Origin of the sequence: Fuscibacter oryzae (assembly GCF_016765795.1) — a bacterium.
In the GTDB taxonomy this organism is placed as follows: Bacteria; Pseudomonadota; Alphaproteobacteria; order Rhodobacterales; family Rhodobacteraceae; genus Fuscibacter; species Fuscibacter oryzae.
Window position 1 is genome coordinate 450,211 of sequence record NZ_JAESVP010000002.1, and the last position, 12,591, is coordinate 462,801.

Consider the following 12,591-nt stretch of genomic DNA (forward strand, 5'->3'; position numbering starts at 1 on the left):
ACAAACATATCACGACTGACGGGTTGATTCATTGCGCTTCGAATCGCTGTTCTTCAAGGTGGGAATTCCTGACGTGAGACGTCTTTTTCCGGCCACTGTGCTGGCGGTATTGCTGGTTGTGCTGGGGATGATGCTGGCCCCATCGGCATGGGCAGAAGAGGTGACGGCACGGTCGCTGGCGAAGGATTTCGACGCCGAGGCCACCACTGCAACCACCGCGCAAGGCGAGGTAGCACAGAAGGCGGCCTATGAGGCGGTGCAGATCCTGGACCGGATACGGCGCGACTTTCCCACCTCGCTGGAGGCGCGGTTGTTGCAGACCAAGGGGCGGCTGCCGAACCGGACCACCGACTTGCAGGCGATCTACAAGCTGGCCGAGGAATGGACCAGCAAGACCCCGGATGCCGAACCGATGCTGCCGGCCGAACTGGCCATCGGTCAGGGTGACGGTGCCACGGTGATCGGCGATGCGGTGGAACTGGAGCAGGCCCCAAACGCGGGCCCCAGCGTTCCGCCCCGCCCGACGGGCGATGCGGGCGTGCTGCTGCCACAGGCATCGCCGCCCCAACCCCAGGTGGACAAGACCGACCACACCGCCCTGTCGGAAAGCGAATTGCACCGGCGGTTGCGCGCATCTTCCGTGCTGTTGTTCTTTGTCGGCAACAAGAAAGACGGTGGGTTACGGGCCTTTCATGTCGGATCAGGGTCGCTTATCACGCCGGATATGGTGCTGACAAACGCTCATGTTGCCGAAGAGATGAAGGATTTTTCGGGCACCTGGCTGGTGATCAACGAGACCATCGGCATCCGGCAAGCCAAGGTTGTTTCGATCGCACGGCGGGATACGGCGTTCAAGATCGACGCAGCGCTGATGCAGTTGCAGGGCTTTCGCGCAGAGGAATTTTTGCCGCTGAACGTGTCGCCCCGGCTGGACGAGCGTATTCTGATCGCGGGGTATCCCGGCGATGCGACCCTGCTGGACCAGCGCTATGTCACCTTGCAGGGGTTATTGGAGCAGGGCCAGATTCCACAGAAGGCCCAACTGCCCACGGCCCTTTTGAATGAAGGGCGGATCAACAATTTCATTGATTACTCGGGCACCAATTCGACCGAGCTGCAATATACGATGGTGACGGCGCCGGGGAATTCCGGTTCCCCTATCGTCAATATCTGTGGGGAAATCGTGGGCCTGCATTACAGCGGCGGCGCGCGGGGGGCCGAGGTCAAGTTCAACGGTGCGGTTCACGCCCGCGATGTGCTGCAATATCTGCGGTCTGTCGGGGTGGCGGTGCAGGCCACCGAAGGGGTCTGCACCGAACGCAATTAGCGGATCAATTGATCCATGTTGACGGCGGGTTGCGGGCAACCGGCCTCTCCCACCACACGGGCGGGAACCCCGGCCACAGTGGTGCAGGGCGGCACGTCCTGCAACACCACCGAACCGGCGGCGATGCGGCTGCAATGGCCAACGTGAATGTTGCCCAGCACCTTGGCCCCTGCCCCGATCAGCACGCCATCCCCGATCTTGGGGTGACGGTCGCCATCCTCTTTGCCCGTGCCCCCCAGCGTGACGGAATGCAGCATCGAGACGTTGTCGCCGACGACGGCGGTTTCGCCGATCACGATGGAATGGGCATGGTCGATCATGATGCCGCGCCCGACGCGGGCGGCGGGGTGGATATCGACGCCAAAGGCTTCGCTGACCCGCATCTGCACGAAATAGGCCATGTCTCGGCGGCCCTGCTGCCACAGCCAATGACCGATGCGGTAAGCCTGCACGGCCTGATAGCCTTTGAAGAACAGGATGGGCTGGATATAGGTCTGGCAGGCGGGGTCACGGTCGAACACCGCCATCAGATCGGCGCGGGCGGCCTGCCCCAGTTCGGGGTCGGCGCCATAAGCCTCATCCGCCATTTCGCGCAAAAGCTGCTCGCTCATCTCGCCGCTGGCGAGTTTGAGGGAAAAGCGATAGGCCAGCGCGCGTTCCATCGTGGGGTGGTGCAGCAGGCTGGAATGGGCAAGGCCGCCCAACAGCGGCTCTGTCCGCACCATCTCATAGGCCTCGTCGCAGACGCGCGACCAGACAGGATCAATGGTTGATACACGCGGTTTGAGTTCGGCCATGATCGGCGCCTCCGGGCAGTTTGGCCTTTAACATAGGCCTGTCCGGCCGTTCTGACCAGAGGGGCAAAGCAGGCCGCGCCGACGAAAGGCCGCAAGCCGGGCTGCGGCAACCGACAAGGCGGCGAAATCGCAGATATCGCCGCCGGGATTTGCCACGGCAGGTTCAGCTAGGGCGCGCGCCAAAAGGCTGCCATCGCCCCACAGCAAATGAGGGCGGCCAAAGCGCGCCATATAGCGGTGGGCGGCATGGGCCTGATCGATCAGGCGGTCCATCACCCCTGCGCGCAGATGCGGCGGCTGGGCCGAAAGCACCCGCGCCGCCGCCAGAAGATCACCGATCAGCGCCCGCCGCATCGCCGATCAGAGCGTAAAGGTCGCCGACGCGGCCGGCCCCGGCCCAAAGCGTTGCGAAAGCTGCATCACCTCGACCGTCACCGCGCCGGGCGTAGCACCGTCCAGCACCTGCGTGGCGGCCGTCCATTGCCAAAGGGGCGTGGCAACGGTTGCCTCGTGCAGGGTCACGCTGCCTTTGCGCAAGCGCAGCAGATAGCTTTCGGTTTCCTCGCCCAGGGGCACCTCGACCGATTGCCAGCTATCGCCGTCAATCCGGGTGCGGCGGGTCCAGGCAAAGGACCAGTCTGCCCCCGTCTTGACCGCCCGCAAATGTGCAGGCCGGTAGGGGCGCAGGCCGATGCCGTCAAAGGCATCGGACCGGCTGACCACATTGGCCGCGTCATAGCCCGCCGCAGCGCGGCCAATGCGGTAGTTGCGCGCCAGCCCCCGTGCGGCAAGCGGCAGGTCGATCTGGCGCAGCGCCGGGGTGATCAGCACAACATGACTGCCCGCAGGCCATGCGGCCGGCATGGTGCCATCGGTTCCGGCCTGACCGCGCAGACGCATTGAAAGATCATAGGTAAAGGGGGCCACAAGCGTGGCGGTCGCAAATTGAAACAGCTCCCAATTGGCGGGGGTGCCGTCGCCGATGGCGGCCAGATTGGCCCCCGACAGTACGCTGTCGAAAAGGGTCGAGGATACCTCTCCCGCATCGAACCGCACGCGCAGGGCCGCACCCCTGTCCCACCGCCCGGCGGGGGCACGGGCCAGCGCAGTCTGGGTCAGGCCCACCACCATCGGGGCATCAACCACGCTGACCTCGGCAAAGCCATCCTGGCTGGCCGATGACCAGGCCGCGACAGTGCCGGGCCAAGGGCTGGAGGCGGCGCCCAGATAGGGCGCATGTTCAACCTCGGTTCCCTTGATCAAGGGCAGGTCAAGAAACAGCGGATAGACCGGACCGGGCGCGACATAGGGTGTCCAAAGCACCGGCTGCACCTCGGCCGCCGCTGTGCCCTGACGATAGATGCCGGGGTCGGTGCGGACCGCCTCGATCAGCCGCATCTCGGCCTGCTCGACCCGGTCCACCCGCCAAAGCTGGCCCGCAACCGCCAGATTGTCGCCCGCCCCGATACCGGATGACGAGGGCGGCAAGGCAAGGCGAAGGGTATCGCGGGCAAGACGCGCCTCGGCCAGCCAGCGTTCGGCGATGGTCACCGCCTCGGCCCGCGTCAGCGACATCGCCAATTCGCTGTCGCTGACACGTTCGGCCCCCGGAACCGGCAGGGCGGCCTCGGCCACGCGAACGGCAAAATCGCCCTCCGCTTCGACAAAACTCAGGCGAACACGGTCAATCGCCTCGCCCTCTGCCGCGCGGCTTAGTTCCAGCGGGCCGTCAATGTCGGGCGACCGGGCCAGACGCGCCTCATCCACCGGATGGGCGGCCAGCGCGTTGCGTGGAGCAAAGCGCAAGGTGCCCTCGCGCTCGCTGGCCTCGACCCCATGGGCCAGCAGCAGCGGCTGAATGGCCGACCGGGCTGAGGCGCTTTCGGCCAATCCATAGCCGCGCACGATTCCGTCGGCTGCTGCTGTATCGGCATCGGGCAGGCCCGCGCTTTCGCAAATCTCGCCCAGCACCGCGGCAAGGGGCTGCCCCGACGTCCGCCCGTTCAGCCAATGACCGCCGTTATAATTGACCGCATCGCCCCACAGCGCGCCATGTGCCGGAAAGGCGGGCCAGGGCCGCGCGTCCCACGCCCAGACATGGCTGCGCGCGAAATCAACCATCGCGGCACCATAGATCGGCGAGACAGGGTTCTTGGCCGGATCGGTCCAGTGCCGGTGCATCGCTTGCAAGTAGGCCAGTTGCATCAGATCATCGCGCTGGCCGTTGGAATAGCGCGGCAGGCCGGATTCCGAGGATTTCGGATCCAGAAAGCGGTTCGGCTGATTGGCACCCTTGTCGATGGCGGCACAGCCATATTCGACAAAGCGGATCGGCTTGGAATAGGGCTGCCAGGCGGTTGTCGCCGCCTGCCGAACGCCGCCAAGGCGGTCGTGGTGAGCGTTCGACCACCAGCCGACCAGATCCTTGTAGCGATAGACCCAAGGTTCGTTGTCGGCACCATCTTCAATCGGCAGGCGGCGCTGGGCCTCGATGCCGTTGGGGTCATCGTAGTACCAGTCGAACCCCTCGCCGCCCGCAATGTTGACGACCAGATAGTCGGGGTTGCGCGCGCTGCCCCAATGGGCGTCCGCGTGATCCTCACCATCGCGCCAATCGGCCAAGGGCATGTAATTGTCGATGCCGACAAAGTTGATGTTGGCATCGGCCCACAGCGGATCGAGGTGAAAGCGGTGATCGCTGCCTGACTGGTGACCGAAATACTCGGTCCAGTCGGCGGCATAGCTGATCTTGACCGCTGGCCCCAGAATGGCGCGCACCTGTGCTGCCAGCGACTGCATCGCCGCCACCGCCGGATAGGTGCCCCCCGCGCCCCGGATCTGCGTCAGGCCGCGCAGTTCAGAGCCGATGCAGAATGCCTCGACCCCGCCCGCAATCGCGCACAGCTTGGCGTAATGCAGGATAAAGCGGCGATAGCGCCATTCTGCCGGGCCTGAATAGGTGACCACCTCACCATTCTGGCCAAAATGGCTGGCGCTGGCGGTGCCGAAAAAGCTGGTAACCTCGGCCAGCGCCGCAGCGGTTCCGTCTGGTGATCCGGGCTGCCCCGCCGCCTTGCTTGTGGTGATGCGACCGCGCCATGGTAGAACCGGCTGGTCACTAGCACTGGACCACGGGTCGGCCAGACCGTTTCCGGCAAGTTGCTCCATCAGCATGAAGGGATAGAGCGTCACCCCCTGCCCCTTGGCCGTCAGCGCACGGATCGCCTCGATCACAGCGGCATCGGCGGGCGTTCCGCCATAGATCGACCTTCCGTCCTGCTGGGCCAAGACCTCGGCAGCGGCGCGGGCGACACCATTCACCTGCCACGGCATGCCAGTGCCATCGGTATCCTTTTGTTCGACCTTGGGTTTGATCAGCGTCTGCCCGCAGCGCAGATCATTGCCGAACCAACTGACCACCAGCGCCGTGGCACCGCACCCCGGCAATTCTTCGGTCAATTGCCGAAGCGAGACGATAAAGTCGGTCTCTTCGGTGATGCTGTGGACGTTGGCAGGGCGCGTCACGCCGGGGCCGGCGCTGTAATGCACCGGAGTTGTGGCAAGGGCATATTCGCCGGTTCCGGGGATCAGGCAGACGCCGGGCACGATATCCTGCATCGCCGGATGCGCCGCCGCCGCGGTGCCTTGCGCCGCGCGGATCACTTCGAATGAGAATTGCGGCACCCTGCCACCAAAGGCCGACAGATCGAGATCGTCGATCACGACATAGGCAATGCCGCGATAGGCCGGGGCATTCCCCGCGCCCTCAACCGCCTCGATCTTGGTATCGGGCCCCTGATCCTCGGCCCCGCGATGCAGCCGCAGGTTCAGCGTGGCGGGCGAAATCTCGTTTCCATCGGCCCAGATACGGCCAACACGGCGAATTTCACCTTCGCACAGCGCAATCGCAAGATTGACGCTGTAGGAATAGGTTTTGGCCTTGGGCTGCGGCGCACCCTTGCCGCCGCCAGAGGTGGTTACATTCTCCTGAAAGCGCGAGGCCCAGATCACCTGACCCGCCACCCGCACCCTGCCCCAGACCCGCGGAATTGCCGCCCCTTCCGAGGCACCCATCAGGCGGAACCGCTCGATCCGCCCGGTCTCAATGGTTTCCGATCCTGCGCCCAGAATGCGCTGGTCGATCACCCGGCCGACGGTCGCGCCAATGGCCCGCCCGATCACCAGACCCGACAGGCCCAGAACGGACCCGCCAAAGCCGGACCCCAGCGCGGCACCTGCCGCCGACAGAAGAATGGTTGCCATGTCTCAGGCCCTTTCAGGAAAACGAAAGCGCGCCGCAAGCCGCCGCGCCCAGGGTTCTGACAAGGCGGTTTCCACCACCGCATGGCCGGAATAGGCGTGAATGAACCGCGCCGCCGGGGCCGGATCGGTGGCGATGCCCAGATGCTTGGCCACCGCCCCGTCGCGCATGCGAAACAGCAGCACATCCCCCGGCTGCGCCGCATCTGCCGGAACCAGCCAGCGCATGGCCGCCTGCAACAAATCCTCGCGCCCGCCCGCCTCTGACCAGTCGGCAGTATAGGGCGGCACCGCTTCGGGCAGTTGGCCAAGCGTCTCGCGCCAGACCCCAAGGATCAGGCCAAGACAATCGGTGCCCGCCCCCCGGCACGATGCCTGATGGCGATAAGGCGTGCCCAGCCAGCCGCGCGCGGTAGAAACAATATGCTCATCTTGCATCATGACAACCTGCTTCCGCCGTTGTTGGGCGTTGTCGAGGTTGGATAGGACGCCAGCCAATCTTCGCCCGGAATGTGGGGAAAGCCGCGAAAATTGGTGAAATTGGCGAATTTCGCCTTGCAGGCGGCGGCTGTCCGGTCGCAACCAACTGTCAAGCGAACGATTGACCCGGCAACCAGCGGCACCGTCGGCTGATGCCACAGCTCAATCCGTCTCCGCCCGCCCTGCACCACATCGCGCCGGATCACCGTGGCAAGCCCAGCCCCCGCGCCCTGAACCGCCGTCAGACTGCCCCTTGCGAACCAGCCATCGGGCAGTGGCTGAATGCCGTCAAACCACAGCCCGCCCAGATCGTCCATTTCGGCAATCGCCACTTCGACCTGATGGTCCGGCAAGGCCAGATTGACACCGCAGCGCGCATCTCCCAGCACCACCGAACAGCCAGATTGAAACACCCGGCCCTGCGGCTGGTTCAGCACCTCTGGCAGGCCGCGCAGTTCAACCCGAAAGCTGCCGTTGACGCGCGTCACCTCGCCAAACTGGCCCCGGAATATCAATATCCGCTGATCGGGCACCCGCCAGTTCACCTGCCAGCACCGCACTTCGGCCCCGTCAAACCGCCCCGCCGCCAGATCTTCTTCGCGCACAGCAGCCGAAGACAGCGCGCCCACCGCCTCGCTGTTGTCAACCGCAAGCCCGGTTACCTGCTGAAACGCCTTGGCGCTCATGCCGCTGCTGGCCAGAAAATCGATGCCATCAAACGTCAGGTTGCCGTCATGGTCGGTAAAGCCCAGCTCTGCCCCATCTCTGCGCCGCACCTGCCAGCAACGGCACACCGTGGTGCCACCCGTCGCCAGATGCGCCAGAAATCCGTCCCGATCCGCTGTCACAGCCGCACCTCGATCACCGGAATTGCCGGAATTTCGCCCGCTTGAAACGAGGCCATCGAAACGTGGATGCGGTCGGTATCAAACCGCACCGGCACGTCGAATTCAAACCCGGCGCTGATTTCGGCGCCGATATCGGGCGCCACGGCAAAGGTGACCACCCCGGTCCCGGAATCGACCGTGAACTCGGCACCCTCAACCTTTGGGTCGCCGCCCACCGCCGCCAGCACCGTGCCAGCAACAGGTTTCAAGACAGGCCTGACATAGCTTTCCGTGCCCGAGACATAGGTTTTTTGCAGTTGGAACTGCGTGATCACCCCGTCGCCCACCCCAAGACGCTGGTCAAAATGAGTCAGCGCGCGTGAAGAGCCAACCGACCGCCAATCCGCCCAATCCTTCCAGCGAAAGCCATGCAACTGGCCGCGCCGCGCCTCAAAAAAGGCGATCACCGCCTCAAGGTCTTCCAGCCCGCGCAAGCCAAGACCCGCATCATAGCGGCGCAAGGAATGCTCCCAAGGGGTGTTGCGCTCTTCAAAACCATTGGCCAGCGTGACGATCTCGGTCCGCCGCTCGGGGCCGCCTGCCGCACCAAAACTCAGGTTCGCGGGAAAGCGGATTTCATGAAAGGCCATGGCTCACCTGTTCCTTTGCCCGCGTGCCAGCATCCGCTGCGCCTGCGCCGCAAGTTGGCTCTGGCTGCGCTGAAAGCCCTGCACATCGGGGGTTTGAATGTTCATCACCACCGTCACGGGTCGGGCGCCGCCACTGGCCTGCACCCCCAACCGCCCGTCGGCCCCTCGCGCCAGGGGCATGATCGCCTCTGGCCCCGCCTCGCCCATCAGGCCGGTGGCACCCCGCATCGCGAAATTTGTGGGTGCCGCCACCACGCCGCCCTTGGCAAAGGGCATCACCCGGCCTTGGGCAAACGCACCCCCCTTGGCGAAGGGCATGATGCCACCCAGCAAGCCCGCCAGACCTTGGGCAATCGCCCCGCCCGCTGCGTTCTGGATCGGCTTCATCGCGATGGAATAGACCGTGTCGATCATCGTTTTCGCCACGCCTTTCAGCGCGTCCGACAGTTTCATCCCGTCAAACACCAACCCGTCGAACGCGCCCCGCAAGCCCCGCCCGATACCGCTGGACAGGGCGCCTACCTCGCGGCCCGTGTAGACGGCACTTTCGCGCAACCGCGACAACTCGCCCTCAAATGCCCCCACCACGGATGAGGTGCCCGTCAGCGTCGCCTCCAGCGCCGCAATCTGGTCTTGCACATCTTCAATCTGCGTCATGTGTCCCTCGTTTCCCCATCAGGAAATGCCGCCGCCAGTTCCTCCAGCCGCGACCGGGTCAGCGGCGCCGACTGCGGCTCTGCGCCCAGCATCATCCGCAGTTCCACCGGGCTAAGCCGCCAGAACACGTCCGGCGTCAGCCCCAGCCGCCCCAGACCGGCCCGCATCAGCCCCGGCCAGTCGATGGCGCTCATCCCTCGTCCGGCAGGGCAAAGGCACGCGCCAGCAACTCTGCCGACACCCGCGCCGCCTCAACCGCCCCCCCGCGCACCTCTGCCTGGCCCAGATCTGCCGCCGACCCGGCCCAGCCGCCACCGCGCAACCCCGCGACCAGCACCGCCAGCACATCGCGGGTCGAAAAGCGCCGCCCCTCGAACCGTTCCACCAGATCGATCAGGCTTATCGCCCCCAGCGCCTCTTCCAACTCGGCCAGCGCGCCCAGCGTCAGCTTGGCCACATGGCGCTGGCCATCCAGCCAGACCGCCACCTCTCCTGCCCAGGGGTTCGCCATCAAAGCGCCGTAAAGGTCAGCGCCCCGGCAGATGCCAGCGTGACCTCATAGGTCGCCTCGCCATTGTGGCTGCCGGAATATTCCAGCGCGGTAATCTGGAACGGCCCTTCCACCACGCCGAAATCAGGCACAACCACCTGAAAATCGGGCATCTCGGCATCAAAGAAAATCTGCCGCGCCCGCGCATCGGTATTGGCATCGCGAAACACGCCAGAGCCCGAGATAGAGGCCGCTTTCATTCCCGCACCCGCCGCCAGCTCCCGCCAGCCGCCGGTGCTTTCCAGGCTGGTCACATCCACCGTTTCGGCGTTGAAACTCAGCCGCGTCGCGCGCAGGCCCGCCACCGTCTGAAACTGGCCGTCGCCGGTCAGGTCCACCTTGATCAGCAAATCCTTGCCGTTCTGAACTGCCATGTCACTCTCCTGATGTCAGAATTCGATGCGGGCGCGAAAGGTCAGGTCGATCCTGCGTGTCGCGCCCTCATCCAGCCGCCGCGCCACCGCGCGCTGGAACCAGATGCCAACCAGATGCCCCGCCGCCAGCGTCAGGCTTGCGCCCACCAGCGCCTGCGAAACCTCGGCCGCCGCCGTCTTGGCCGACAGAAAGCCCGTATCGGTGGAGATCACCGCCACCTCGAACCGATGCTCTGCCCCCGCGCCGGTTTTGTCGGATTGATCCACCACCGCTTCGGGGCCGATCAGTACAAATGTCTCAGGCGCTGTTCCGGTTGGCATCGCATCCACCACCGCCACGCCCGCGAACCCGGGCCAGCCCGAAAGCCGCCCATAAACTGCCACCTGCAAGGCTGTCGCCGCCGCATAGCTCATGCCGCCACCTCCTCGCGTGCATGGCAGGTCAGGAACCGGCCCTCGGCATCGGCCTCGAACACCGCCAGAATGCTGAACAGCCGCGTGCCCTCGCGAAACCGCTGCCCCGGCTTGGGCCGTTGGTCGCTGCCCACCGGCGCACCCCGCACCACGATGCGGCAGGTGGTGCGCGCCATCACCACTTCCTCACCCGCCGCCTGATTGCCTGCACCCGGCCGCACCTCGGCCCACAGCGTGCCCAGCACGACCCAGGCCTTGTGCCGCCCGCCCGCGCCGTCGCCGGTCTCTTGCGGCGCCTCAAGCAGTAGCGCCCGGTTCAATTGGCGCGCGCTCATCTTGCGCCTCCGCCCAGAACCCGCACCGTGCGCCAGCGTTCAATCAGCGCCAGAACCGCATGGGGCAGGCCAGCCACCCGGTCTGTCTCATGCCGGTTTTCATAGTATTCCGCTGCCAGCATCAGAACCGCCTGAGCCAGATCGGCAGGCACCGCCGCCCAGTCGCCAAAGCCTGCGTCGAACACGATCTCCAACCTGCCATCCTCGGGCACCGCCGGAAACAGCACGCCATGCGCCACCAGCTTGGGCCGCGCCACATCCGCCACCAGCCGCCAACGCGCCACATCCAACACCGTCGCCACGCCATAGGCGTCAAACACCGTGACCGATGCCACCGCACCCACCGGCGCGACCGGCAGCGGCTGTTCGTCTGCTTGCCGCCAATCTTCCAGCACTAACTTGTACTGACGTGCAAGAATGGCCTTCGCCGTCCGCCCCTCAATCACCGCCATTGCGGCGCGCAAATGGCCCTCCAGCAGGCCATCCTGCAAGCCGTCGGCACCAAAACCCGACCCCAGCCGCAGATGGTCTTTCAGCGCCTGCACCGGCAGCGCCGCACTTGCCACCCCGGTCACTTCCGTCAACATCATCGCAATATCCCTTCTCCGCCATGGACGCGCACCCCGCACCGCTCGGACGGAGGGGAGCTGCTGGACGGCGCGGTATTCCGGCGCGCGCCCACTGCCCGGCCCGTGATCGGGCCGGGCGATCACGGCGCCTTACGACACCGCGATTTTCAGCAGTTTGATGGCCGCAAAGTCGGTCACATCACCGCCCACACGCTTGTTGGCATAGAACAGAACGTGCGGTTTGGCCGAGAACGGGTCACGCAAGATGCGCAGATCCGGGCGTTCGGCCACCGTGTAACCGGCACGGAAATCGCCAAAGGCAATCGGGAAGGTATTGGCCGCCACATCCGGCATATCCTCGCAGATCAGCACCGGATAGCCCATCAGCCGCGCCGGTTCCGCCGCCGCCAGACCGTCCGACCACAAAAAGCGGCCATCGGCATCCTTCATCTTGCGCACCGCGCCGGCGGTCTTGGAGTTCATCACAAAGGTCGCATTGGCGCGGTAATCCGCCCCCAGCGCATAGACCAGGCTGACAATGCAATCGACCGCATTGGTCGTCGCAAAATCCGCCGCAGCGCCCGAGGGGATGTAGCCAAGGCTGCCCCAGGTCCAGAAAGCGTTCGCCACCTTGGTCGGCAGCAGAATTCCCTTGGGCTTGTCCACCCCATCGCCATTGATAAAGGCCGAGGCTTCGGCGCGGATGAAGCGGGTGGCGATTTTGCCGGCCAGCCAGCCTTCCACGTCGAATGCGCTGTCATCCAGCAGGCGCTGGCTGGCCTTCGGCATCGCCGACAGCTCGTTCAGCTTGATCGAGATGCGATCCACTTGAGGGCTGGTGGTTTCCGCCGCCGCCACCGCTTCGGTCGCCCAGCCCGACCCCACTTCGCTGCGGTCGATCAGCACGTCAAACGACGTCGCTTCCACCTGAACAACATTCGCCACCGCCCGCAGCGAAGAGGTCGAAACCAGCATCGAGCGGATGGTATCCGCCGTCTGCGGGTCGATCAGATAGCCGCCATCCGCCGCCACCGTGGTGGACATGGCCTTGCCTTCCAGCACCAGCCCCCGCAGGCCATCATCATCGCCCGACCGCAGATAGGCGCCAAAGGCCTTCTTGTGGGGCACGTCACGATCCGCCGCCGCCGACAGAGGGGTGCGGGCATAAGTTTTGGTGTTCAGCATGGTCAGTCGCTCTTCCTGATGTTGCAGCGATTTCTTCACTTCGGCCTGAAAGCCACTGAAGGCGTTCAGAAACCCGGACATGGCGGATTTGGTCTCCGCCCCCGGATCAAGGGCCAAGGCTTCCCCGGCCCGAGAGGTCATCTCGGTCATCATCTTCCCCTTTTCG

General features: G+C 65.1%; 15 protein-coding genes. 1 reads left to right on the forward strand and 14 read right to left on the reverse strand.

Annotation, left to right across the window (positions count from 1 at the left end):
* The first annotated feature begins 73 nt into the window (after positions 1-73).
* The gene (locus JI744_RS19065) at positions 74-1,327 is read left to right on the forward strand and encodes a trypsin-like serine peptidase (RefSeq protein ID WP_202658671.1); all 1,254 of its coding nucleotides are present in this window, start codon (positions 74-76) and stop codon (positions 1,325-1,327) included.
* Here the strand turns inward: JI744_RS19065 and cysE are convergent.
* The 14 genes from cysE to JI744_RS05515 form a co-directional block, all read right to left on the reverse strand.
* Positions 1,324-2,124: a serine O-acetyltransferase gene (gene cysE / locus JI744_RS05450; RefSeq protein ID WP_202658672.1), complete on the reverse strand. Its 801-nt coding sequence runs from the start codon at positions 2,122-2,124 to the stop codon at positions 1,324-1,326. The two genes, JI744_RS19065 and cysE, sit on opposite strands and share 4 nt — an antisense overlap.
* 27 nt (positions 2,125-2,151) lie before the next feature.
* Positions 2,152-2,478, reverse strand: coding sequence for a DUF7742 family protein (locus JI744_RS05455; protein ID WP_202658673.1), 327 nt, complete (start codon positions 2,476-2,478; stop codon positions 2,152-2,154).
* Positions 2,479-2,484: 6 nt separating this feature from the next.
* Complete coding sequence (locus JI744_RS05460; RefSeq protein ID WP_202658674.1) at positions 2,485-6,387, reverse strand: baseplate multidomain protein megatron; 3,903 nt, start codon at positions 6,385-6,387, stop codon at positions 2,485-2,487.
* A 3-nt stretch (positions 6,388-6,390) separates the two neighbouring features.
* Positions 6,391-6,822, reverse strand: coding sequence for an NlpC/P60 family protein (locus JI744_RS05465; RefSeq protein WP_202658792.1), 432 nt, complete (start codon positions 6,820-6,822; stop codon positions 6,391-6,393).
* Complete coding sequence (locus JI744_RS05470) at positions 6,822-7,712, reverse strand: DUF2163 domain-containing protein (RefSeq protein ID WP_202658675.1); 891 nt, start codon at positions 7,710-7,712, stop codon at positions 6,822-6,824. Before JI744_RS05470 ends, JI744_RS05465 begins: the two co-directional genes overlap by 1 nt.
* Positions 7,709-8,341 carry a DUF2460 domain-containing protein gene (locus JI744_RS05475; protein ID WP_202658676.1) on the reverse strand — a complete coding sequence of 211 codons (633 nt, stop codon included), beginning with the start codon at positions 8,339-8,341 and terminating at the stop codon, positions 7,709-7,711. Before JI744_RS05475 ends, JI744_RS05470 begins: the two co-directional genes overlap by 4 nt.
* A 3-nt stretch (positions 8,342-8,344) precedes the next feature.
* Positions 8,345-8,998 (reverse strand): phage tail tape measure protein, encoded by a 654-nt coding sequence (locus tag JI744_RS05480; protein WP_202658677.1) that lies wholly within the window; start codon positions 8,996-8,998, stop codon positions 8,345-8,347.
* Positions 8,995-9,192 carry a rcc01693 family protein gene (locus tag JI744_RS05485; protein WP_202658678.1) on the reverse strand — a complete coding sequence of 66 codons (198 nt, stop codon included), beginning with the start codon at positions 9,190-9,192 and terminating at the stop codon, positions 8,995-8,997. The genes JI744_RS05480 and JI744_RS05485 overlap by 4 nt, the downstream gene beginning before the upstream one ends.
* Positions 9,189-9,509 carry a gene transfer agent family protein gene (locus JI744_RS05490; protein WP_202658679.1) on the reverse strand — a complete coding sequence of 107 codons (321 nt, stop codon included), beginning with the start codon at positions 9,507-9,509 and terminating at the stop codon, positions 9,189-9,191. Before JI744_RS05490 ends, JI744_RS05485 begins: the two co-directional genes overlap by 4 nt.
* Positions 9,509-9,922 carry a phage major tail protein, TP901-1 family gene (locus JI744_RS05495; protein WP_202658680.1) on the reverse strand — a complete coding sequence of 138 codons (414 nt, stop codon included), beginning with the start codon at positions 9,920-9,922 and terminating at the stop codon, positions 9,509-9,511. The genes JI744_RS05490 and JI744_RS05495 overlap by 1 nt, the downstream gene beginning before the upstream one ends.
* Positions 9,923-9,937: 15 nt before the next feature.
* Complete coding sequence (locus tag JI744_RS05500) at positions 9,938-10,336, reverse strand: DUF3168 domain-containing protein (protein WP_202658681.1); 399 nt, start codon at positions 10,334-10,336, stop codon at positions 9,938-9,940.
* Positions 10,333-10,671: a head-tail adaptor protein gene (locus JI744_RS05505; protein WP_202658682.1), complete on the reverse strand. Its 339-nt coding sequence runs from the start codon at positions 10,669-10,671 to the stop codon at positions 10,333-10,335. Before JI744_RS05505 ends, JI744_RS05500 begins: the two co-directional genes overlap by 4 nt.
* Complete coding sequence (locus JI744_RS05510; protein WP_202658683.1) at positions 10,668-11,261, reverse strand: head-tail connector protein; 594 nt, start codon at positions 11,259-11,261, stop codon at positions 10,668-10,670. The genes JI744_RS05505 and JI744_RS05510 overlap by 4 nt, the downstream gene beginning before the upstream one ends.
* Before the next feature lie 129 nt (positions 11,262-11,390).
* Positions 11,391-12,575 (reverse strand): phage major capsid protein, encoded by a 1,185-nt coding sequence (locus JI744_RS05515; RefSeq protein WP_202658684.1) that lies wholly within the window; start codon positions 12,573-12,575, stop codon positions 11,391-11,393.
* Positions 12,576-12,591 lie beyond the last annotated feature (16 nt).